The 21,699-nt window shown below is 58.0% G+C and carries 20 protein-coding genes and 1 tRNA gene; 16 read left to right on the forward strand and 5 right to left on the reverse strand.

Translation table 11 applies throughout. From position 1 onward, the window contains the following. The first annotated feature begins 17 nt into the window (after positions 1 to 17). Positions 18 to 94: transfer RNA gene (locus EC836_RS17485), tRNA-Asp, on the forward strand. Positions 95 to 252: 158 nt separating this feature from the next. On the opposite strand, the gene EC836_RS17490 is transcribed toward EC836_RS17485, so the two are convergent. Beyond that, positions 253 to 1,755, reverse strand: coding sequence for an NCS1 family nucleobase:cation symporter-1 (locus EC836_RS17490; protein WP_123335458.1), 1,503 nt, complete (start codon positions 1,753 to 1,755; stop codon positions 253 to 255). 147 nt (positions 1,756 to 1,902) lie between these two features. Between EC836_RS17490 and EC836_RS17495 the strand changes: the two genes are divergently transcribed. From EC836_RS17495 to puuE, 3 genes are read left to right on the forward strand one after another with little or no spacing between them, the layout of a single operon-like run. Further along, a complete protein-coding gene (locus EC836_RS17495) occupies positions 1,903 to 2,616 on the forward strand; it encodes a GntR family transcriptional regulator (RefSeq protein WP_123335459.1) in 714 nt (237 codons plus the stop codon). 2 nt (positions 2,617 to 2,618) lie between these two features. Further along, the gene (gene hpxA, locus EC836_RS17500) at positions 2,619 to 3,356 is read left to right on the forward strand and encodes an allantoin racemase (RefSeq protein WP_123335461.1); all 738 of its coding nucleotides are present in this window, start codon (positions 2,619 to 2,621) and stop codon (positions 3,354 to 3,356) included. 34 nt (positions 3,357 to 3,390) lie between these two features. Continuing rightward, positions 3,391 to 4,350, forward strand: coding sequence for an allantoinase PuuE (puuE, locus tag EC836_RS17505; RefSeq protein WP_123335464.1), 960 nt, complete (start codon positions 3,391 to 3,393; stop codon positions 4,348 to 4,350). Positions 4,351 to 4,404: 54 nt separating this feature from the next. Here puuE and hpxZ read toward each other — a convergent pair whose 3' ends face one another. Genes hpxZ through EC836_RS17525 form a run of 4 tightly spaced genes read right to left on the reverse strand, consistent with a single transcriptional unit; the run spans position 4,405 to position 7,971 of the window. Beyond that, the gene (gene hpxZ / locus EC836_RS17510; protein ID WP_123335466.1) at positions 4,405 to 4,788 is read right to left on the reverse strand and encodes an oxalurate catabolism protein HpxZ; all 384 of its coding nucleotides are present in this window, start codon (positions 4,786 to 4,788) and stop codon (positions 4,405 to 4,407) included. Beyond that, positions 4,778 to 6,187, reverse strand: a complete 1,410-nt coding sequence (locus EC836_RS17515; protein ID WP_123335468.1) for an AtzE family amidohydrolase — start codon at positions 6,185 to 6,187, stop codon at positions 4,778 to 4,780. Before EC836_RS17515 ends, hpxZ begins: the two co-directional genes overlap by 11 nt. Then, a complete protein-coding gene (gene hpxX / locus EC836_RS17520) occupies positions 6,184 to 6,372 on the reverse strand; it encodes an oxalurate catabolism protein HpxX (protein ID WP_123335470.1) in 189 nt (62 codons plus the stop codon). Before hpxX ends, EC836_RS17515 begins: the two co-directional genes overlap by 4 nt. A gap of 12 nt (positions 6,373 to 6,384) precedes the next feature. Then, positions 6,385 to 7,971, reverse strand: coding sequence for a gamma-glutamyltransferase family protein (locus tag EC836_RS17525; RefSeq protein ID WP_123335472.1), 1,587 nt, complete (start codon positions 7,969 to 7,971; stop codon positions 6,385 to 6,387). A gap of 202 nt (positions 7,972 to 8,173) precedes the next feature. On the opposite strand from EC836_RS17525, the gene EC836_RS17530 reads away from it, so the two are divergent. The 12 genes from EC836_RS17530 to xylA all read left to right on the forward strand — a co-directional run bounded on the left by EC836_RS17530 (position 8,174) and on the right by xylA (position 21,690). Beyond that, the gene (locus EC836_RS17530; RefSeq protein WP_123335474.1) at positions 8,174 to 9,013 is read left to right on the forward strand and encodes a MurR/RpiR family transcriptional regulator; all 840 of its coding nucleotides are present in this window, start codon (positions 8,174 to 8,176) and stop codon (positions 9,011 to 9,013) included. Between the two features lie 296 nt (positions 9,014 to 9,309). Then, a complete protein-coding gene (locus tag EC836_RS17535; protein WP_123335476.1) occupies positions 9,310 to 10,092 on the forward strand; it encodes a transporter substrate-binding domain-containing protein in 783 nt (260 codons plus the stop codon). A gap of 13 nt (positions 10,093 to 10,105) precedes the next feature. Then, a complete protein-coding gene (locus tag EC836_RS17540; protein WP_123335478.1) occupies positions 10,106 to 10,771 on the forward strand; it encodes an amino acid ABC transporter permease in 666 nt (221 codons plus the stop codon). Further along, positions 10,771 to 11,427 carry an amino acid ABC transporter permease gene (locus tag EC836_RS17545; RefSeq protein ID WP_123335480.1) on the forward strand — a complete coding sequence of 219 codons (657 nt, stop codon included), beginning with the start codon at positions 10,771 to 10,773 and terminating at the stop codon, positions 11,425 to 11,427. Before EC836_RS17540 ends, EC836_RS17545 begins: the two co-directional genes overlap by 1 nt. Next, positions 11,408 to 12,142 carry an amino acid ABC transporter ATP-binding protein gene (locus EC836_RS17550; protein WP_123335482.1) on the forward strand — a complete coding sequence of 245 codons (735 nt, stop codon included), beginning with the start codon at positions 11,408 to 11,410 and terminating at the stop codon, positions 12,140 to 12,142. The genes EC836_RS17545 and EC836_RS17550 overlap by 20 nt, the downstream gene beginning before the upstream one ends. Positions 12,143 to 12,197: 55 nt before the next feature. After that, positions 12,198 to 13,433, forward strand: a complete 1,236-nt coding sequence (locus EC836_RS17555; RefSeq protein ID WP_123335484.1) for an alanine--glyoxylate aminotransferase family protein — start codon at positions 12,198 to 12,200, stop codon at positions 13,431 to 13,433. Next, the gene (gene hpxK, locus EC836_RS17560; RefSeq protein WP_123335486.1) at positions 13,433 to 14,695 is read left to right on the forward strand and encodes an allantoate amidohydrolase; all 1,263 of its coding nucleotides are present in this window, start codon (positions 13,433 to 13,435) and stop codon (positions 14,693 to 14,695) included. The genes EC836_RS17555 and hpxK overlap by 1 nt, the downstream gene beginning before the upstream one ends. Before the next feature lie 141 nt (positions 14,696 to 14,836). Further along, positions 14,837 to 15,724, forward strand: a complete 888-nt coding sequence (locus EC836_RS17565; protein WP_123335488.1) for a helix-turn-helix transcriptional regulator — start codon at positions 14,837 to 14,839, stop codon at positions 15,722 to 15,724. A 242-nt stretch (positions 15,725 to 15,966) separates the two neighbouring features. Then, a complete protein-coding gene (locus EC836_RS17570; RefSeq protein WP_123335490.1) occupies positions 15,967 to 17,340 on the forward strand; it encodes a glycoside-pentoside-hexuronide (GPH):cation symporter in 1,374 nt (457 codons plus the stop codon). Then, complete coding sequence (locus EC836_RS17575; protein WP_123335493.1) at positions 17,337 to 18,941, forward strand: glycoside hydrolase family 43 protein; 1,605 nt, start codon at positions 17,337 to 17,339, stop codon at positions 18,939 to 18,941. Before EC836_RS17570 ends, EC836_RS17575 begins: the two co-directional genes overlap by 4 nt. Positions 18,942 to 18,980: 39 nt before the next feature. Further along, the gene (locus tag EC836_RS17580) at positions 18,981 to 20,180 is read left to right on the forward strand and encodes a DNA-binding transcriptional regulator (RefSeq protein ID WP_123335495.1); all 1,200 of its coding nucleotides are present in this window, start codon (positions 18,981 to 18,983) and stop codon (positions 20,178 to 20,180) included. Positions 20,181 to 20,370: 190 nt separating this feature from the next. Next, positions 20,371 to 21,690: a xylose isomerase gene (gene xylA, locus EC836_RS17585; RefSeq protein WP_123335497.1), complete on the forward strand. Its 1,320-nt coding sequence runs from the start codon at positions 20,371 to 20,373 to the stop codon at positions 21,688 to 21,690. Positions 21,691 to 21,699 lie beyond the last annotated feature (9 nt).

Consider the following 21,699-nt stretch of genomic DNA (forward strand, 5'->3'; position numbering starts at 1 on the left):
GACGGGGAACAAAGCGCGGAGCGGTAGTTCAGTTGGTTAGAATACCTGCCTGTCACGCAGGGGGTCGCGGGTTCGAGCCCCGTCCGTTCCGCCAAGTATACAGAGAAAGGCCGATTCGAAAGAATCGGCCTTTTTCGTTTTTTTTCCCTCAAAAAACATTCTGACGAAAAAAAGCCGCAACGTTATCCGTTACGGCCTCCTTTAAAACTTAGCTGGCGGGTATGACGATCTGAGCGAATGAATTCCTTTCTTCTATTGCTCTTTCTGCATCACCACGTCGGCACGATAGTCACCACCCGCGCGGGCCTGGGCCATCTCACCCCGGGCAATCCAGCGGTAGGTGCCTGCGCCCAGCGCCACGCCGATAAACCAGCTGAAGTTAGCCACCGCGTGCAGCGAAGGAATAAAGCTGATCACCAGGCCAATACCCACCGACGGCAGCAGCGCGGCAATCGCTTTCGGGTTGAAGCCGCCTTTGTACCAGTATTTTCCTTTCGGCGTGTCGTCAAACAGGTCGTCAACGGAGATCTGGCTACGCTTCAGCAGATAGAAGTCTGCCAGCAGGATACCGAACAGCGGGCCGATAAATGCGCCCAGCACGTCCAGCGTATAGTGAATCAACTCCGGTGACTGGAACAGATTCCACGGCGTTAACAGTACGGAACCCACGGCGGCAATCATCCCGCCGGTGCGGAAGCTGATTTTCTGCGGTGAGCAGTTAGAGAAGTCGAAGGCCGGAGAAACAAAGTTGGCAACAATATTAATGCCGATGGTGGCGGTGATCATCGTTAACAGGCCGATCGCCACCGCCAGGTCATTACCCACCATGCTGACGGTTTCAATCGGATCGGTAATCATGCGGCCAAACAGCGACTGCGTACCGGAAACGATCACCACGGTCACAATCGAGAACAGCAGGAAGTTAAACGGCAGGCCCCAGCGGTTACCGCGGCGGATTTCACCCATGCTTTTACCGTAGCGAGCGAAGTCGCCGAAGTTCAGCAGCGGACCGGAGAAGTAAGACACCACCAGCGCGGTGGCGGTAATCATCTGCCAGACCTGCTCGCCGCCGCTCAGGGATTTGCTGGCCAGCGTAAATGAAATACCGTCAAAACCAGTCTTGTATACAATCCATCCGGCAAGCGCGCCCATCACCACATACACCGCCGGGCCGGCGATATCGATAAAGCGCTTAATCGCATTCATGCCGTGCCAGAACACCATCGCCTGCAGCAGCCACATAATGCCGAAGCAGATCCAGCCCAGCTGTGACAGGCCCAGCCAGGAAACTTGCGTCATCGGTGCCAGGGCAGGCCAGAACTTCAGCGACACCAGCATCAGCGCGCTGGCGGCCAGATAGGTCTGGATGCCGTACCAGGCGAAGGCGATTAAACCACGGATCACCGCCGGGATATTGGCACCGAATACACCGAAGGCCTGGCGGCAGACCACCGCATAGGGAACGCCGGTCATCTGGCTGGGCTTCGCCACCAGATTCGCACACAGCTGCACGATGCAGATCCCCACCAGCAGACACATCAGCACCTGCCAACTGGCCAGCCCCAGCGTAAAGAAGCTGGCGGCCACCACATAGCCCCCCATACTGTGAACATCCGACATCCAGAAAGAAAAGATGTTGTACCAGCTCCAGTTCTGCTTGCGCACGGGAGCGAGGTCTTCATTACACAGCCGTGGACTGTAGTTTTTGGCGGCCTCTGATGCCGCCGCCTGGGAAGAATTTTGACTCTTTGGCATGAAACCTGCTCCTCTGAATGCAGTAAGTAATAAATCTGTCTGAGAAGGTCATTGCAGGATCCAGGCCAGATCTTAAAATTTTGTATACAAAAATTGGTTATTGCTGTGTACGATTATCGATGGACATGATGTTTACCGGAGAAGGTAATGAAGAGTGAAACCGGGCTGAAAACGGCCTCTGACCTGAGTGATAAGGACGAACCTATCTATCAGGCGCTAATGACGGCGATTGTTGAACATCAGCTGCCGCCGGGCAGTAAATTACCGGAAGAGGCACTTTCCGAGGTCTTTGGCGTGAGCCGCACCGGCATTCGCAAAGTGCTTCAGCGCCTCGCGGCGGTGCAAATGATCACCCTGACGCCCAAACGTGGTGCGCAGGTGGCAACTCCGTCCGTCGAAGAGGCACAGGATATCTTCCGCACCCGCAGCCTGATCGAGTGCGCCAATTTGCCTGACGTGCTGGCGCACTGCCAGGGGCCGCATCTGGTGGCGCTGGAAAAAATTAACCAGCAGGAACAGCAGGCGCATGTCGTTCACGATGGCGCAGCGGCGATCCGCCTTTCAGCCGCATTCCATATTCAGCTACAGGCGATATCCGGCAATCAGGTGCTGACCGAAATGGTCACGCGCCTCAGCCAGCGCTCTTCGCTGGTGGTGGCGGCCTACGGCGCACCCTGGCAGCACGGCTGCCGCTGCGACGACCACGATCGGCTGCTGGAACTGCTGCGTGAGAAAGCGCTGGATCGCCTGACTGACGCATTACGGAAACATTTCGATCATATTGTGGCCAGTCTGCACTTTGAGCGCAGCGGCGAAACGCTACCTGACTTTGCCCGCCTGTTTGCGGCAAAAGGAGCCTGAGCATGAATAAGCAGATCATTCAGGTGATCAATCCCAACACCAGCCTGGCGATGACCGAAACCATCGGCACGGCGGCACGTGCGGTGGCCGCCGGTAATACTGAGATTCTTGCCGTTTGCCCCCAGCAGGGCGTGCCTTCAATTGAAGGGCATTTCGACGAGGCGGTCGCGGCGATTGGCGTGCTGGAACAGATTAAGGCAGGGCGCGAGCAGGGCGCTCAGGGGCACGTCATCGCCTGTTTTGGCGATCCCGGCCTGCTGGCCGCGCGCGAATTGGCGCAGGGCCCGGTGGTGGGTATTGCCGAGGCTGCGATGCATATGGCGACAATGGTTGCCACCCGCTTTTCGATTGTCACCACGCTGCCGCGCACGGTGATTATTGCCCGCCATCTGCTGCGGCAGTACGGCTTTGAGCATCACTGTGCTGCGGTACACGCCATCGATTTACCGGTGCTGGCGCTGGAAGACGGCAGCGGCCTTGCGCAGGAAAAAGTGCGCCAGCGTTGTATACAAGCCATGCGCGAAGACGACAGCGGCGCCATTGTGCTCGGCTGCGGCGGCATGGCCGATCTGGCGAGAGAACTGACCCACGAACTCGGCGTACCGGTCATTGATGGCGTGGGTGCAGCGGTAAAAATGGTGGAGTCACTGCTGGCTCTGGGGTTAAACACCAGCAAGCATGGCGATCTGGATTATCCCATTCGAAAAACACTGTCAGGTCAGTTTGAGCGCCTAAACTAAGGCAACGATCTGTTCCGATACTAAGGATGTTTTGATGAGCAATAGTCCGGAAAAGAAAGAATACAGCTTCAACAAAAACTACCCGCGTGACCTGATTGGCTACGCAGGTAATCCCCCACACGCCGCCTGGCCGGGTAAAGCGCGGATTGCCGTACAGTTCGTACTCAACTACGAAGAGGGCGCGGAAAACAACGTCCTGCACGGTGATGCGGGCTCCGAACAGTTCCTGTCCGATATCATCGGCGCGGCAAGTTATCCCGAGCGGCATATGTCGATGGATTCGCTGTATGAATACGGCTCCCGCGCCGGGTTCTGGCGCATCCACAATGAGTTTCAGAAGCGCAACCTGCCGCTGACGGTATTCGGTGTGGCGATGGCGCTGGCCCGCCATCCGGAAATCGTCGAGGCGATCAAAAACGCCGATTACGACGTCGTCAGCCACGGCTGGCGCTGGATCCACTACCAGGGAATGGATGCGAAAACCGAGCGCCAGCACATGCAGCAGGCGCTGGATACGCTCACCGATCTGTTTGGCAAAACGCCAACGGGCTGGTACACCGGGCGCGACAGTCCAAACACGCGTCGGCTGGTGGTGGAGCAGGGCGGGTTAACCTACGACAGTGACTATTACGGCGACGATCTGCCGTTCTGGACCCAGGTCACCTGTCAGGATGGCACCGTTAAACCGCACCTGATTATTCCCTACACCCTGGAAACCAACGATATGCGTTTTGCCACGCCGCAGGGTTTTAATACCGCAGAGCAGTTCTACACCTATCTGCGTGACAGCTTCGATGTGCTGTATGAAGAGGGGGAAACCTCGCCGAAAATGCTTTCCATCGGCATGCACTGTCGCCTGCTTGGCCGCCCGGGCCGGTTCCGCGCGCTGCAGCGCTTCCTGGATCATATCCAGCAGCATGATAACGTCTGGATTTGTACCCGCCAGCAGATCGCCGAACACTGGGTAAAAACGCATCCGGCACCGCAGGCCTGATCGAAAAACGGATGGGGAAACCCATCCGTTTTTGACATTATCGGCGACTGAAAATCAGGGAATTAAACTGACCTGTGCCGCAACAATTCGCCAGCCGCAGGGCAGTTTCACCCAGGTCTGCTGCTGACGCCCGATTCTACCGCTGCCCTCGCGGGTAAATTCGGTGCTGCAAACGGCAAAATCCTCGCCGAAGGTGGATATCACCGTGTTTTGCAGCTGGCGGTTCAGACCGGCGGGCGAGCGTGATGCGCGGAATTCGCGGATGGCGTCGATACCATACAGATTCTCACCGGCCCCCAGGCGTACGGTGCGCTCATCGTGCCAGAACAGCTCATCCAGAACGACGGTATCGTTACTGATTAAGGCTTCCTCGTAGCGGTAAAAGGCCGCCGTCACTTCAGCAAGGATCGCCGGGCGATCGATATGTTCACTTTTCATTTTTATCTTCCATGTTTGCAGGCGTCGCCTGCGCAATTCCCATCCGCTCCAGTGCCCTGGCGGCACGCAGACAGGCCTGTTCGTTAAACGGTGCCGCGATCAGCTGCAGGCCAATCGGCAAGCCACTCGCCGCCATTAACGGGACGGTAGCGACCGGCAGTCCGAGGAATGAAATCGGCTGGGCCAGCATGCCCATACTCGCGCGGGTTGGCAAGTCGTTGCCATTAATGCGCATGGTCGGCTGACCAATCAGCGTGGCGCAGGTCGGCGTGGCGGGGGCGATCAGCACATCGACATCTCTGAACAGCGCCAGCGCCTGCTGCTGGCAGTGGCGGCGAAAACGTTGGGCCTGAACGTACCATGCGGAGGGGAGCATGGCACCGGCCAGCAGCCGCTCACGGGAAGCCGGTTCAAAGCGCTCCGGCGACTGCTTCAGCGCGGGCAGATAGTGGTTTCCGCCCTCGGCGGCCGTCAGGATAAACGCCGACGCGCGGGCCAGTTCGGCCTCCGGCAGCAGAAGCTCCTCGCTGGCTCCCAGCGCTTTTGCCGCGGTGGCCACGGCGGTGCGGGCGTGCTCATCGCACCACTGTTGGAAATATCCGCCCAGCACACCAACGCGCAGGCCGTCAATCCCGCGATCCAGCTGTGGAACGGTGGTGGCAGACGGCTCACTCGCCTGAAATGCATCGCTGGGATCGTTGCCCTGCAGGACATCGTACACTTCTGCCAGATCGCTGACCCGGCGTGCCAGCGGGCCGATATGATCGAGGCTGGCAACAAACGGATGACTCCCGCTGCGCGACAGCCTGCCAAACGTCGGCTTCAGCCCAAATATCCCGCACAGCGAGGCCGGCACGCGAATAGAGCCGTTGGTATCGGTGCCGAGGGCGAAGTGCACCATCCCGGCGGCCACGGCGGCTGCAGAACCGCCGGACGACCCTCCGGCAATACGCGAAGTATCATGCGGGTTTCGCGTTGCGCCATAGTGGGTGTTTTCGGTGGTGAAACCGTAGGCGTAGGCATCCATATTCAGCATGCCTGACAGCATTGCTCCGCTGGCGGTCAGCTGCCGCACCGCCCAGGCATCCTCCCTGGCAACGGGACGGTCGCTGAACAGGCTGGCTCCGGCCAGTGTGGTATGACCGGCCACATCAAACAGGTTTTTAACCGCGTAAGGCACGCCGGCCAGTGCGGGAAGAGGCTGGCCGTCATGCCGCAGGCGATCGAGGCGCTGAGCCTCCTGCAGCATGCGATCTCGGGTGACGCCGGTCCAGGCGTTAATCGCCGGGTTGTGCCGTTCTATCGCCGCAAGCGTGCAGTCGGCAATATCCGTGGCGCTCAGATCGCCCGTTGCCAGCGCCTGGCGGATTTCAGTGATGGAGAGCGCGGCCAGATTCATGCTTTATACACTCCCGCCACTTCCAGCCGATCATCCAGCGGAAAGGCCATCAGCGGCGCAGCCATCGCGGCAATGCGGGTGAACTGCACCAGCAGCTCGGCACGTCGCGATTCATCCAGATCCATGCCGAGGATCTGCTCCATCTGTAAAATATACGTTGCCCAGTCGGGCTGAGTTGGCGTCATGTTCTTCTCCTGCTAAAAACCGGCGGCGCTGCCGTTGCTGCGGGGATCGAAAGCCCCTTCCAGCATGCCGTTGGTATGGCGGACGATCGCACCCGCGTGGCCCACCGCCTCGCTGAAATCGGGCAGCAGCTCGACCTCATGTCCCAGCGCCCGCAGCGCACTGATGGTCTCCGCGCTGAAACGTCCTTCCAGCTTCAGGGAATCGGACAGCTGCCCCCAGGTGCGGCCCAGCAGCCAGCGCGGCGCGCTGAGCGACTGCTGCAGCGGCATTCCCTGGACGACATGGCGGGTGAAAATGGCGGCCTGGGTCTGCGGCTGGCCGTCGCCGCCCATCGATCCGTAAACCAGCGTGCGGCCATCGTTCAGCCGTGCGGCCGCCGGATTGAGGGTATGGAACGGTTGTTTCCCGGGAGCCAGCGCCAGCAGATGATCGGCATCCAGGCTGAACGATGCACCGCGATTCTGCCAGGTGATTCCGGTGCCCGGCAGCACGACGCCGCTGCCGAACTCGTGGTAGATACTTTGAATAAAGGAGACGGATAGCCCGCTGCTGTCCATCACGCCCATCCAGACGGTATCACCCGGGCCTTTGCCGTTGCCCCACGATGCGGCCTGATTGATATCGATCCGATCGGCAAGCTGCTTCAGGCGCTCGGGCGTCAGCAGCGACTGCACCTCTTCGCGCATAAAGCGCGGATCGGTGATATGGCTGTCGCGCAGGCCGAAAGCCAGCTTGGTGGCTTCCACGATGCGGTGGATGGTTTGCGCCTCGTCCGCATTTTCCATCGCCAGACAATCGGTGATGCCCAGAATGGCCAGCGATACCAGGCCCTGGGTGGGCGGAGTCATATTGTAGATGTCGCCGGACCGGTGGCGAATACGCAGCGGCGTGCGGCGCTGTGCCTGCTGCCGATTGAGATCCTCCAGCGTGATCGGCATTCCGAGCTGCGACATCTCTGCGGCCAGCCGCTGTGCCAGCGGGCCGCGATAGAACGTTTCCAGCCCTTCATCTGCCAGCTGGATCAGCGTAGCGGCAAGGTCTGGCTGCACAAAGCGGCTTCCCGCTTTCGGGATCTCATTCCCCGGTAAGAACGTGGCGGCGAAACCGGGCTGTTCAGCCAGTTCGGCGTATTTGCTGGCGGTGGCTTCAGCCTGAGATGCGGTGATCGGAATGCCGTCCGCCGCATAGCGGATCGCATCATTTAACAGACGAGCCAGCGGCAGGGCATCGCCACCGTACTCGGCGGATACGGCCAGCGCTTCGGACCAGCCGCTGACGGTTCCCGCCACGGTCAGTGCCGATTTCGGGCCGCGATGCGGAATATGGCTTTCGCCGGCGTAAAAGTCGAGATCGGCCAGCGAGCCTGCTGAACCGCTGGCATCAATGGCAACCGGCTCGCCGCCCGGCGGAACGATCAGCCAGAAGCCGTCGCCGCCCAGCCCGTTCATATGGGGATAGACCACCGCAATGGTGGCTGCGGCAGCGACCATGGCTTCTATGGCGTTGCCTCCCGCCCGTAAAACTCCCAGCGCGCTCTCGCTGGCCAGATGATGTGGGGTCACTGCCATCCCCTGCGGTGCCATATTGCTCTGATTCATATTATTCTCGTTATTGCTCGAACTGACTCTGACTCAAGCAAGAGTCATTCCAGTTTTTTCATCATAATCAGGGCGGCGTTCAGTACTGGGGTGTGGGACGACGAATTGACGGCCGGGCAAGGTTTTTCAGCCGTCGCTACAGACAGGCACGTTATTTGTATATGATCGGTGGAATGAAACAAAAGTTACAGGATGCATAGACATGAAGCAGCTTGATGAACGCCTGCGCGGTCACTATGCGCAACTCTCGCCGCAGGAGCAGCGTATTGCGGATTTCGTTTTCGATCATTACGACGACCTGATCGGCTATAACAGCGCGGAACTAGCACGGTTGAGCGGGGTATCGAAGGCCACGGTGAGCCGCCTGTTTAAACGCCTGGGCTATGACACCTATAAAGATATGCGCAGCGAAATGCGTACGCTGCGTCAGAGCGGCATGCCGCTGACGGATGTCCGTGACGCGGTACAGGGAAACACACTGTTAGCCCGCCACTACAAGCAGGAAATGGCGAATCTCACGCAGTGGGTGAATGCCCTCGACAGCACGCATTTCGGCCAGGTCGTTAATGCACTGTGTGAGAGCCAGCGGATATTCATTATTGGCTTACGCAACTCGTATCCGGTCGCGCTGCACTTGCGCCAGCAGCTTCTTCAGGTCAGGAGCCGGGTGCAGCTGCTGCCGCAGCCGGGGCAAACCTTTTCTGAAGAGCTGATCGACATCACGCCGGAGGACCTGGTGGTGGTGGTGGCGTTTCGCCGCCGCCCGCGCATCATCCGGCCGCTGTTACAGCAGCTGCAGCAGCGCCATATCCCTACGCTGGTGATGTGCGAACCTCAGGCACAGCCAACCCTCGGGCTGGCGCGCTGGCAGCTGTGCGCGCCGCTGGACAGCGTATCGGCCTTCGACAGCTATTCGGCGGCCAACAGCCTGGTGAACCTGCTGTCGAATGCCGTTTTGCATGAGTTACTCAGCAACGGGCGTCAGCGGATCCATCAAATTGCCGACCTTTACGGTGAACTGGACGAGCTGGAACAGCGCTGATGGGGCACTAATTTGGTGCTTTGCCTGATTATGGGGCAGCAGTCGGTGCCCCTTTTTATTGCGCTTTTCCCGTGTCCTGATATGCCTTTTCTGATTTTTTTCGTCGTAATAACCCGTTTTTTATCGTGGAATCTCTTCCGTGTATTCTGATTTTAAACAGGTTTTATCAAGGGTGTGGCGTACGGCCACCGATTTCAGCAAGAAAAATCAACGCTAAAATCCCCGGTGGCACATTAGTTGCAAATAAATTCTTTAAGAATCTTTCGTTTCATGATGTATTAACTGGGGAAGTGAGAATGAAAAAAGGCTTATTTGCATTACTGGCTGGCGCTTTACTGCTGACGTCTACCGCTTCGGCGCTGGCGGATCAATTACAAGATATTGAAAAACGTGGCGTTATCCGTATTGCCGTGCCGCAGGATTTCCCTCCGTTTGGTTCAGTGGGCACCGACCTGCAGCCGCAGGGCTATGACATTGATATGGCGAAGTACCTGGCGAAGCAAATGAAACTTAAGTTGCAGCTGGTGCCGGTCACCAGCGCAAACCGCGTGCCTTATCTGCAAACGGATAAAGTGGACCTGGTGATTTCCAGCCTGGGTAAAAACCCGGAACGTGAAAAAGTGATCGACTTCAGCCGCGCCTATGCGCCGTTCTTCCTCGGTGTGTTTGGCCCGAAAGATGGCACCCTAAAAGATGCGGCGGATCTGAGCGGCAAATCCATTGGCGTCACCCGCGGTGCCGTTGAGGATATGGTGCTGACCAGCGTGGCGCCGAAAGAGGCGGAAGTGAAGCGTTACGAAGACAACAACACCACGCTGTCGGCGTATCTGTCTGGACAGGTGCAGTATGTGGCGACCGGTAACCTGGTCGTGGCCGCTATTGCCCGCCAGAACGCGGACAAAGCGCCGGTAGCGAAGTTTATGCTGAAAGACTCGCCGTGCTTTATCGGCATGAAGAAGAATGAACCGGCGCTGAAGGCCAAAGTCGATGAGCTGATCGGCCAGGCGCTGAAGGACGATACGCTGAACAAACTGTCGCAGGAGTGGCTGAAAGCGCCATTGCCCGCTGACCTGGGTTAATCGGGACTGACTGATGATCGGGCAACTGAATTTTCCTGCGCTGTGGCCCTACTGGCCGGAACTGGTTTCCGGCCTGTGGGTGACCATCCAGCTGACGGTGATGGCGACCGTAGGGGGCGTGGGGTTGGGTATTCTGGGTGCTGCGCTTCGAAGCGGCACACCCTCCATACTCAGCCGCTGCTGGGGCGCTTACGTCGAACTGATCCGCAACACGCCGTTTGTGGTTCAGCTGTTTTTTATCGTTTTCGGCCTGCCCAACCTGGGCCTGAAACTGACCGCCGGAGAGGCGGCGCTGCTGGCGATGCTGATTAACCTCGGTGCCTACAGCACGGAAATCATCCGCGCCGGTATTCAGGTGACGCCGAAAGGGCAGTGGGAGGCCGGTCGCGTGCTGGGCTTAACCCGCACCCAGACGTTTATCCGCGTGGTGCTGCCGCCGTCGATGAAGCGCATTTATCCGGCGCTGGTGAGCCAGTGCATTATCGTGATGCTCGGCTCCTCGGTGGTGTCGCAGGTCTCTTATGAAGAGCTGACCTTTGCCGCCAACCTGATCCAGTCGCGGACGTTTTTGAGTTTTGAAGTGTATCTGGTGACCACGCTGATGTATCTGGCGCTGTCGATTGCCATGCGTCAGCTGCTGCTGGCCGCCGGGCGTAAATGGTTCGGGGAGCAGCCGTAATGACGACCTTTACCGACTGGGACATCCTGCGTAATCTGCTGCTGGCGGCGCGCTGGACCATCCTGCTGTCGCTGACGGCATTCTTCGGCGGCACGCTGGTGGCGATGCCGCTGGTGATGGTTCGCCTGACTCGGCGCCGCTGGCCGTGCCGCTTTATTCGCGCCTGGACCGAGCTGTTTCAGGGCACGCCGCTGCTGATGCAGCTGTTCCTGGCCTTCTTCGGCGTGGCGCTGTTCGGCATTGACGTTTCACCGTGGACCGCCGCCTCGCTGGCACTGACGTTTTACACCAGCGCCTTCCTGATCGATATCTGGTACGGCAGCATCCAGGCGCTGCCGAAAGGGCAGTGGGAAGCCTGCCGCTGCCTCGGTCTGAGCTTCGGCCAGACGCTGTATCGCGTGGTTCTGCCGCAGGCGCTGCGCATCGGCATCGCGCCGACCGTGGGCTTTGCCGTACAGGTGGTGAAAGGCACGGCGCTGGCGTCGATTATCGGCTTTATCGAGCTGACCAAAGCCGGCACCATTCTCAACAATGTGACGTATCAACCGTTTAAAGTTTTCGGGCTGGTGGCGCTGGGCTACTTCCTGATGTGTTATCCGCTGTCCCGCTACAGCCAGTATCTGGAGAAGAAATTCAATGCCGCTCATCACCATTAATCAGGTGCAGAAATACTATGGCGACAACCACGTACTGAAGGGCGTGGATCTCGACATCGAAATGGGCCAGGTGATCTCCATCATCGGCCGCAGCGGCTCGGGGAAAAGCACCCTGCTGCGCTGTATGAACGGGCTGGAAGGCTATCAGGAAGGCAGCATTAAGCTCGGCGGCATGACCATCACCGATCGTGAATCCCAGTCGCGTGAGATCAGCAGTTCGGTCGGCATGGTGTTCCAGAACTTTAATCTGTTCCCGCACATGACCGCGCTGGAAAACGTCATGCTGGCACCGCGCCGCGTGCTGAAAAAAAGCGACGCCGAGTGCCGGGCGCTGGCGGCGGAAATGCTCAATAAAGTCGGGCTGGGGGATCGCATGGATTACTATCCTGCCAACCTGTCCGGCGGCCAGCAGCAGCGCGTGGCGATTGCCCGTGCGCTGGCGATGTCACCAAAAGTATTGCTGTGCGATGAGATCACCTCTGCGCTCGATCCCGAGCTGGTTGGCGAAGTACTGAAAGTGCTGGAGCAGCTGGCGAAAGAGGGCATGACGCTGATCCTCGTGACGCATGAAATGAATTTTGCCCGCGAAGTGGGCGACCGCGTAGTGTTTATGCATCAGGGCCGCGTGTGGGAGCAGGGCGACAGTAAAACCCTGTTTGCCAATCCCCAGACCAATGAGCTTAAACAGTTTATCTCCTCGGTGCGTGGGCTTTAGGCTACTGACCTGCACCAGTAACGTCTGAAGCGTTATTTACATATAGGAATCGATGATGGATTTATCTAAATTTACCCAGATCAACCCGCCGCAGCGTTTACTGATGGGGCCGGGGCCGATTAACGCCGACCCGCGCGTGCTTCGCGCCATGTCCAGCCAGCTGATCGGGCAGTACGATCCGGCCATGACTCAGTATATGAACGAAGTGATGGCGCTGTATCGCGGCGTGTTCCGCACCAAAAATCAGTGGACCATGCTGATCGACGGTACCTCGCGCGCGGGCATCGAGGCTATCCTGCTGTCTGCTATTCGTCCGGGTGACAAAGTGCTGGTGCCGGTCTTTGGCCGTTTCGGCCATCTGCTATGCGAGATCGCTCGCCGCTGCCGCGCCGAAGTCCACACCATTGAGATCCCATGGGGTGAAGTGTTCACCCCGGACCAGATTGAAGACGCGATCAAAAAAGTGAAGCCGCGCCTGCTGCTGACCGTACAGGGCGATACTTCCACCACCATGCTGCAACCGCTGGAAGAGCTGGGTGCCATCTGCCGTAAGTACGGCGTGCTGTTCTACACCGACGCCACGGCCTCGTTCGCCGGTAACGCGCTGGAAACCGATGCCTGGGGACTGGATGCCGTCTCCGCCGGGATGCAGAAATGCCTCGGCGGCCCGTCCGGCACGTCGCCGATCACCCTCAGTCCGCAGATGGAAGAGGTTATCCGCAAGCGCAAGTGCGTGGAAGCGGGGATCCGTACCGATGCGCATCAGGACGGCGACGATGAGATGATCTACTCCAACTACTTCGATCTCGGCATGATCATGGATTACTGGGGGCCTGAGCGCCTGAACCACCACACCGAAGCCACCTCCGCGCTGTTCGGTGCCCGCGAATGCGCGCGCCTGATTCTGGAAGAGGGGCTGGATAACGGCATCGCCCGCCACAAGCTGCACGGCGACGCGCTGCTGAAAGGCATTCAGGGAATGGGGCTGGAAACCTTCGGCGATCTCAACCACAAAATGAACAACGTGCTCGGCGTGGTGATCCCGCAGGGCGTCAACGGCGATCTGGTGCGTAAGCTGGTGCTGGAAGATTTCGGCATTGAGATCGGTACCTCCTTTGGCCCGCTGATTGGCAAAGTGTGGCGCATCGGCACCATGGGCTACAACGCGCGTAAAGACTGCGTGATGCAGACGCTGAGCGCGCTGGAATCCGTGCTGAACCACCTTGGTTTCCGCACAACTCAGGGCGCTGCGATGCAGGCGGCCTGGGATCACTATAACGGGAGCCGTTAATGACTGACTGCCTGATGACGGCTGCCGCCGCTGCCGAGGCGGCGGCGCGGGTGATGTCCCGCTGCGATGCGCTGGCAGAAATCAGCGAAACGCCGGGCGAGCTGACCCGCGTTTATCTGTCGCCGGAGCTGCTGCGGGCTAACGCGATGGTCGGTAAATGGATGACGGCGGCGGGGATGAAAGTGTGGCAGGACAGCGTCGGTAACATCTGCGGACGCTATGAGGGCCAGCAGGTCGACGCGAAAGCGCTGCTGCTGGGTTCTCACCTGGACACGGTGCGCAACGCCGGGCGCTATGACGGCATGCTCGGTGTGCTGACCGCCATTGAAACCGTGCAGTACCTGCACGATCGCGGCGAACGCCTGCCGCTGGCCATTGAAATCGTCGGCTTCTGCGATGAAGAAGGCACCCGTTTCGGCATCACCCTGCTGGGCAGTCGCGGCCTGACCGGCAACTGGCCGGAAAGCTGGGTCGATCACCCGGATGCCAACGGCATTACCGTGGCGCAGGCGATGAAAAACTGTGGGCTGAATGCCGACCGCATCTGGCAGTCGGCGCGCGATGTCGAAGACTTCGTGGCCTATCTGGAGCTGCACATCGAGCAGGGACCGTGCCTGGAGCAGGAGCAGTTGGCGCTGGGCGTGGTGACGGCGATTAACGGTGCGCACCGCCTGAACTGTCGCTTTGTTGGTGAGGCCGGTCATGCCGGGACCGTGCCAATGAGCCACCGTAAAGATGCGCTGGCTGCCTCCGCCGAGTGGATGCTGTATATCGAACGGCACACGCCGCAGGTTGGTCCGCAGCTGGTGGCCACGGTCGGCACGCTGCAGTGCCAGCCCGGCGCGGTGAATGTGATCCCCGGCGATGTGGCGTTGTCGCTCGACGTGCGCGGCCCGGAAGACGGCCCGCTTTCCGCGTTGCTGGCCGATCTGCTGGCTGAAGGTGAGGCGATTGCGCAGCGTCGCGGCATCAGCTTCAGCGCCGAGGAGTATTACTGCATTCCGGCCACCGCCTGTGATGCCGAGCTGCAGGCCGCGCTGACCCGCGCCGTGGTTCAGGTGCAGGGGCGCAGCCTGTCGCTGCCGAGCGGAGCCGGGCATGACGCCATCGCCGTGGCCGAGCGCTGGCCGTCAGCCATGCTGTTCGTGCGCTGCGATCGCGGCATCAGCCATCACCCGGCAGAATCGGTGACCACGGAAGACGTGGCGCAGGCGGTTCAGGCCTACGTGCAGGTGGTGAATGAGGTGGCGGGCAGGGCGTAATATCGTGCCTCAGTCCACGTTTATCGTGGCGTAGTGTTCTAGGTAACGGCGCAGGGTGGGAGAAAGTAATATTGATTTTCTACCTTATAACCCCCGATAGTGTGGGTTCCCTGCCGCCGTTTTGTAAGAATCTTGCGCCTGATGTGGAACGACGATCGCTTTTTCGAAAAAATTGAAACCACCCTCGGGGTGGATTACCTGCTGCGCGCGCGCGAAGGTGTGCCTGAAAAAGGGGTATATATTCGCCCTCATGTTCATCTGGAACATGAGATTATGTGGTTCCGCCGCGCCGAAGGATCGTACTCCATCGGCAGTGAAAAACTTGCGCTGCGCGACAATACGCTGGTTTTTGTAGGATCGATGATCCTGCATGATATGGAGCTGGCGTTTACCCCCGATCACGAGCGGTTTTTGCTGCAGTACAGTAGTGCGGTCATGAACCGGCTCAAATGCCCGCTGCCCTTTACCGGCCAGCACGCTGGATTTGTTCTCCAGCTCAACGAGCGTGACGCGGAACGCATGCAGTTCCTGTTTACCTGGTTTACGCAACTGCACGACGAACCGCATAGCTCCCGCGAATCCAACCCGTTATTAACGCTGCTGCTGAATACGGTTTACGGCCATGCAGAGCAGGCCGTTAAGGTGAACGTCAGCGAAGACAAGAACAGCACCTTCGACAGCCTTATCGATTTTGTGGTGCAGATTGAACGAGATCGCACTTTCAGCATCACGCTGAACGACGCCGCCGAACGCTGCGGGCTTTCATCCAGCCATTTTTCCCGCACCTTCAAAAAAATCATGCAGATTAGTTTTAAGGACTATCTGGTCAGAAAGAAAATTGCCGCCTCAGCCGAGCTGCTCAGAACGACGGAATTGAGCATCACGGAGATCGCCTACCAGTGTGAATTCACCGACAGCGCCTATTACTGTTTTAAGTTCCGATCGCTGATGGGCGTAACGCCAAAAAAATTCAGGACCTACAGCCGCTCTACGAAGCAGCTATCCACTAAACACGACCCGTTGCCCTGACCGGTCTGCCGTCGGATCGCGAAAAAATGCTCTCTGTGCTGACCGGCCGCCGGTGCGCTTCCTGATGACACCGCTGAGCTGAATTGCTTTTTTCAAAAGGGTGATCGTCGTTACACCCAAAGCGCAAAAAAATTATATAAAGCCGCAATCTCTCTACATCAACCTGCCCCGATAAAGCCTATTTTTGATACCAGCTGGCCCGCTACCCCCGATCCTGCAGACACAACACCAGAAGGTAATCTATGTCCAAGCTGACGATTAAAGAGAAAATTGGCTACGGGCTGGGTGATGGCGCATCGAACATCATCTGGCAAACCATCATGCTGTTTATGGCCTACTTCTACACCGATATTTACGGCCTCAGCCCTTTCCATATGGGCGTGATGTTTCTTTTCGTCCGCATTGTTGACGCCTTTTTTGATATTTATATTGGCTTCCTGGCGGATCACACCTCGACCCGGCACGGCCAGTTCAGGCCTTACTTGCTCTGGTTTGCCCTGCCGTTCGGCATTCTTGGCTCGCTGACCTTTTTCACGCCGGATCTGGGTGAAAGCGGCAAAATTATCTATGCCTACGTGTCGTATACGGCGCTCTCCCTGCTCTACACGCTGGTGAATGTGCCGTACTGCGCGATGATCAATAATCTCTCTCAGGACTCCGATGAACGGCTGTCGATGCAGTCCTACCGCTTTGCCTTCGCGGCGCTGGGCGGCATTGTCGTTTCCGCCGTGGCGCTGCCGCTGACCAAAGTGCTGGGCGGCGGCAACCTTCAGCAGGGCTATTTCTATGCCATGGTGCTGATGGGCGTGGCCAGCACCGTGATGTTTTATCTCTGCTTCGCGTTGACCCAGGAACGCTATATCCGCCCGGTAGATAAATCACAAAAATTTAGCATGGTGTTCAGCGAGCTTCGCTATCTGACGTCGGATGCAAACTGGCGGCGTTTATTCCTGCTGAACGTCATTAACCTGACGGCGGGAATATTAAAGACCGGTGGGGCGATGTATTTTGTCACCTATTACCTGCACCGGCCCGAGCTGGTCGGCGTGGTTCTTACCATCATCCTCGGTGCTAAGTTTGTAGGGTCAATGTTTACCACCACGCTCTATTCCCGATTAGAGCGAGTGTTCGCGTATAAAATGGCGATGACGGTACAGGCATTGATTATGATTGCGCTGTTCTTTATCCCGGCGCAGCACGCGGTTCTGATTTGTTGCATTATCGGCTGTATTCACGTCATCAACTCAACGGCAACGCCGCTGCAGTGGAACTTACTCAGCGATATTATTGACAATATTGAAAATAAAGCCGGCAAGTCCTTCAGCGGCCTGGTGTTCTCAACCAATATTTTTGCGATCAAGGTTGGCATTGCCATAGGTGGTGCACTGATGGGATGGATCCTCACCGTCGGCGGCTATGTGGGCAACGTACCAACCCAGCTGGATTCGGCCACGCTCTGCATCAGATTAATTTTTACTATCATTCCCGCACTGTTAATTCTCAGCCTGATCTTGGTATTGAGAAATTACGATCTCAGCCCGAACCATCCTGAGGGCACCAATCAGCAAGAGGGTGCCGACGCCGTGCTGTCGGGCGCTAAAGGAGAAGCAAGATGACCACGATTATTAATCCTATCTTACCCGGCTTTAATCCCGATCCGTCGATCATCTTTGCGAACAATGCCTATTATATTGCCGCGTCGACCTTTGAATGGTTTCCCGGGGTGAGCCTGTACAAATCTTACGATTTAAAAAACTGGACATTGATATCTTATCCCTTAAATCGGGTCAGCCAGCTGGATATGAAAGGTAATCCCGACTCCGGCGGCGTTTTTGCGCCCTGCCTGACGGTTGATAACGGTATTTTTTATCTGGTCTTCAGCGATGTTAAAAACCTGTCAGGCCGCTTCTGGGATGTGAATAATTATATTGTCAGCACGACGGACATTGAAGGTGAATGGTCAGAACCCACCTATCTCAACAGCCGGGGCATCGACCCCTCTTTGTTCCATAAAAGCGACGGCACCAAGTGGCTGGTCAGCATGGAAATGAGCTATCGCGATGGCGGCAAGCCGGGCTTCCCGAAATGGAACGGCATCATCATCCAGCAGTACGATGAACAGCGTAAGCAGCTTATAGGGGAATGCCGAAAAATTTATAACGGCAGCGAACTGGGGATAACCGAAGGGCCGCATCTTTATGAGCGCGATGGCTGGTTTTATCTGCTGACCGCCGAAGGGGGCACCTTCTACAATCACGGTGTGACCATGGCGCGATCCCGGCAGCTAATGGGGCCGTATGAAACCGATCCCTGCGGTCAGATGATGACCTCCCGCTATGACTGCCGGCTGCCCCTTCAGCGCGTCGGCCACGCGGATCTGATTGAAACCGGGCAGGGGGAGTGGTTTATCGTTCACCTGTGCGGCAGGCCGCTGCCGTCGCGGGGCAGAAGCCCGATGGGCAGGGAAACGGCCATTCAGAAAGTATACTGGAACCAGGACGGCTGGCTGCGGCTGATTAATGAGAAAAACACCCCGGAACAGGTGGTCCATACGCTGCTGCCGGAAAAACCCTGGCCAGCGATGGCCGTGCGGGATGACTTCGATAAGCCGACCTTGCCGTTTCACTACCAGAGTCTGCGCATTCCCCTGGCCGACGCGTTTTGCAGCCTGACGGCGCGAAAGGGCTGGCTTCGCCTGCGGGGCCAGGAATCCCTTAGCTCTCATCATCACCAGAGCCTGGTGGCCAGAAGGCAGACCGATTTTGCCTTCAGGGCGCAAACCCGTATCGATTTCCAGCCCACTTCCTTTCAGCAGATGGCCGGGCTGGTCTGTTACTACGACACCACCAATTTTCTCTACCTCTATCTCACGCGTGATGAGCGCGGCAGACGCACCGTTAACCTGCTGATTAACGACCTTAATCGTTTCAGTGAACCGAGCGGGGACGGTATCGCCCTCGACGATGACGGCCCGGTTTACCTGAAAGTGGAAGTAGACCACGATGCCGCCTGGTTCTTTTACTCCCTTGATGAGCGGGAGTGGCATCCTGTGGGGGGGTATGTGGAATACAGCAAACTGTCCGATGAATACTTTAAAGAGCGTGGTCACGAGCGGTTTACCGGCGCCTTTGTCGGGGTCTGCTGCCAGGATTTCACGGGGGAGAAAGCCTTTGCCGATTTCGACTACTTCTCCTATCAGCCTGTGGACGCGGGCTGAGCCCCCATCCTCTGATGGCACCAGCGTAACGGAGACGACATGGCATGGCATCCCCATCGCCGGGCTGCACGGCGTTATCGAATCACCCTGCTGTTTAATGCCAACAAAGCCTATGATCGGCAGGTGATGGAGGGGGTGGGCGAATACCTGCAGGCATCGCAAAGCCGGTGGGATATCTTTATCGAAGATGATTTTCGCATGCGCTTAGCACCGGTTACCGACTGGCTGGGTGACGGGGTTATCGCCGACTATGACGATGCGGGCATCGAGGCGCAGCTTGCTGGCGTTGCGGTGCCGGTGGTGGGGGTGGGCGGATCCCGTCTTCACTCCCCGTATCCGGCGGTTCACTATATTGCCACGGACAACGCGGCCCAGGTCGAGTTGGCCTGGCGGCATCTGCAGGAGAAAGGGATTTCGCAGTTTGCCTTCTACGGCCTGCCGGACAGCATTCATCACCGCTGGGCTAAGGAGCGCGAAATGGCCTTTCGCCGGCTGGCCAGCCGCAATGGCTACCCGCTGCGCGTTTATCAGGGAAGCGAAACCTCGGCGGTGAGCTGGCAGCATGCGCAAAACCGCCTGGCTGACTGGCTGCAACAGCTTCCTCCCCACTGTGGCATTATTGCCGTTACCGATTCACGCGCCCGCCATATCCTTCAGGCCTGCGAGTCTCTGAATATTCCGGTGCCGGAAACCCTGTCGGTTATCGGTATTGATAACGAAGAGCTGACGCGCTATCTGTCGCGCGTGTCTCTCTCTTCCGTGGTGCAGGGGACCCGGCAGATGGGTTTTCAGGCAGCCAGGCTTCTTCAGCGTCTGATCGACGGTGAGGTCTTGCCGATGCAGCGCATTCTTATTCCTCCTCAGCGGGTGATCGGCCGGCGTTCGACCGACTATCGTTCCCTGAACGATCCGGCGGTGATTCAGGCGATGCACTTTATCCGCGGTCATGCCAGTGACGGCATCCGCGTGGAGCAGGTGCTGGATGCGGTTGGCCTCTCCCGTACCAGCCTTGATACGCGATTTAAGGCGGAAACGGGGCTCTCGCTGCACGCGACTATCCACGCGGAAAAACTGACCCGCGCCAGGGAAATGCTCACCGCTACGGCGCTGCCCGTGGCAGAAATTGCGCAGGTCTGCGGCTATCCCTCTCTGCCGTACTTCTATGCCGTATTCAGAAAAGCGTACGGCATCCCCCCCGGGCAGTACCGGGAGGATAACCGCCACGGCACTTCGGAGTGAAGATTGAATTTACCTTTTCATTTCAATGAATTGTTTGCATTTTGTCGTGTGGGCGGCCAAATAATGTGATCGCCAGCACGGTTGCAAATTCTCGCAATCGGGTCGCGAAATATCGCAATTGAGGCGCCGGGCCATTGCGAAGAGGATGAGGCAACACGGAGATTTTTTTTCCCTCAACCCGGAGTCTGCAATGAGCATCTATTTCGACAGATTAGACAAAGTTCGCTACGAAGGCACACAGAGCCGCAATCCGCTGGCATTTCGCCACTACAACCCGGATGAAGTTATCCTGGGTAAAAGCATGAAAGATCATCTGCGCTTTGCCGCCTGCTACTGGCATACGTTCTGCTGGAACGGTGCCGATATGTTCGGCGTCGGGGCTTTTGACCGCCCGTGGCAGAAAGCCGGGAACGAACTTGAACTGGCCAAGCTGAAAGCGGACGTCGCCTTCGAGTTTTTCCACAAGCTGGATGTGCCGTTCTATGCGTTCCACGATGTCGATGTGTCGCCGGAAGGCCGGTCGGTGCGTGAGTATCAGAGCAACCTGGCGGAAATGACCGATGTTCTGGCCCGCAAACAGGAAGAGAGCGGCGTGAAGCTGCTGTGGGGAACCGCGAACTGCTTCACCAACCCACGCTATGCCGCCGGCGCGGCGACCAGCCCGGATCCTGATATTTTCTGCTGGGCGGCGACGCAGGTCTTTCATGCGATGAATGCCACGCACAAACTGGGTGGAGAAAACTATGTGCTGTGGGGCGGCCGTGAAGGCTACGAAACGCTGCTGAATACCGACCTGCGTCAGGAACGCGAGCAGATCGGCCGCTTTATGAATCTGGTGGTCGAACACAAATATAAAATCGGCTTCACCGGGCCTCTGCTGATTGAGCCGAAGCCGCAGGAGCCGACCAAACACCAGTACGACTATGATGCGGCAAACGTGTATGGCTTCCTCAAGCAGTTCGGCTTAGAAAATGAAATTAAGCTGAATCTGGAAGCGAACCATGCCACCCTGGCGGGTCACTCGTTCCATCATGAAATTGCCACCGCCATTGCGCTGGGTATATTCGGGTCCGTTGATGCCAACCGCGGCGATCCGCAGTGCGGCTGGGATACCGATCAGTTCCCGGTCAGCGTGGAGGAAAATGCGCTGGTGATGTATGAAATCCTCAAAGCCGGTGGGCTGACCAGCGGCGGGCTGAACTTTGATGCCAAAGTTCGCCGTCAAAGCACGGACAAATACGATCTGTTCCACGGCCATATCGGCGGCATGGATACCATGGCTCTGGCGCTGAAAGTGGCGGCGCGGATGATCGAGGACGGCGAGCTGGAGCGGACGGTAGCAGAACGCTACGCCGGCTGGAGCAGCCCGCAGGGGCGTCAAATTCTGCAGGGCAATCTGTCTCTGGAAGCGCTTGCTGACTACACCAGCGGAAACAACCTTGCGCCTCAGCACCAGAGCGGTCGCCAGGAACATCTGGAAAACCTCGTTAATCGTTACCTCTTCGATTAATCCCTTCGC

It is taken from the genome of Erwinia sp. JUb26 (assembly GCF_003751505.1).
In the GTDB taxonomy this organism is placed as follows: domain Bacteria; phylum Pseudomonadota; class Gammaproteobacteria; order Enterobacterales; family Enterobacteriaceae; genus Erwinia.

Coding starts and splice junctions, on each gene's coding strand:
- EC836_RS17515 (WP_123335468.1), bottom strand. CDS start 6,187: ATGAATCTGGCCGCGCTCTCCATCACTGAAATCCGCCAGGCGCTGGCA.
- EC836_RS17555 (WP_123335484.1), top strand. CDS start 12,198: ATGGATTTATCTAAATTTACCCAGATCAACCCGCCGCAGCGTTTACTG.
- hpxK (WP_123335486.1), top strand. CDS start 13,433: ATGACTGACTGCCTGATGACGGCTGCCGCCGCTGCCGAGGCGGCGGCG.
- EC836_RS17545 (WP_123335480.1), top strand. CDS start 10,771: ATGACGACCTTTACCGACTGGGACATCCTGCGTAATCTGCTGCTGGCG.
- EC836_RS17535 (WP_123335476.1), top strand. CDS start 9,310: ATGAAAAAAGGCTTATTTGCATTACTGGCTGGCGCTTTACTGCTGACG.
- EC836_RS17495 (WP_123335459.1), top strand. CDS start 1,903: ATGAAGAGTGAAACCGGGCTGAAAACGGCCTCTGACCTGAGTGATAAG.
- EC836_RS17540 (WP_123335478.1), top strand. CDS start 10,106: ATGATCGGGCAACTGAATTTTCCTGCGCTGTGGCCCTACTGGCCGGAA.
- EC836_RS17525 (WP_123335472.1), bottom strand. CDS start 7,971: ATGAATCAGAGCAATATGGCACCGCAGGGGATGGCAGTGACCCCACAT.
- hpxZ (WP_123335466.1), bottom strand. CDS start 4,788: ATGAAAAGTGAACATATCGATCGCCCGGCGATCCTTGCTGAAGTGACG.
- EC836_RS17570 (WP_123335490.1), top strand. CDS start 15,967: ATGTCCAAGCTGACGATTAAAGAGAAAATTGGCTACGGGCTGGGTGAT.
- hpxA (WP_123335461.1), top strand. CDS start 2,619: ATGAATAAGCAGATCATTCAGGTGATCAATCCCAACACCAGCCTGGCG.
- EC836_RS17565 (WP_123335488.1), top strand. CDS start 14,837: ATGTGGAACGACGATCGCTTTTTCGAAAAAATTGAAACCACCCTCGGG.
- puuE (WP_123335464.1), top strand. CDS start 3,391: ATGAGCAATAGTCCGGAAAAGAAAGAATACAGCTTCAACAAAAACTAC.
- EC836_RS17490 (WP_123335458.1), bottom strand. CDS start 1,755: ATGCCAAAGAGTCAAAATTCTTCCCAGGCGGCGGCATCAGAGGCCGCC.
- EC836_RS17550 (WP_123335482.1), top strand. CDS start 11,408: ATGCCGCTCATCACCATTAATCAGGTGCAGAAATACTATGGCGACAAC.
- EC836_RS17580 (WP_123335495.1), top strand. CDS start 18,981: ATGGCATGGCATCCCCATCGCCGGGCTGCACGGCGTTATCGAATCACC.
- EC836_RS17575 (WP_123335493.1), top strand. CDS start 17,337: ATGACCACGATTATTAATCCTATCTTACCCGGCTTTAATCCCGATCCG.
- xylA (WP_123335497.1), top strand. CDS start 20,371: ATGAGCATCTATTTCGACAGATTAGACAAAGTTCGCTACGAAGGCACA.
- hpxX (WP_123335470.1), bottom strand. CDS start 6,372: ATGACGCCAACTCAGCCCGACTGGGCAACGTATATTTTACAGATGGAG.
- EC836_RS17530 (WP_123335474.1), top strand. CDS start 8,174: ATGAAGCAGCTTGATGAACGCCTGCGCGGTCACTATGCGCAACTCTCG.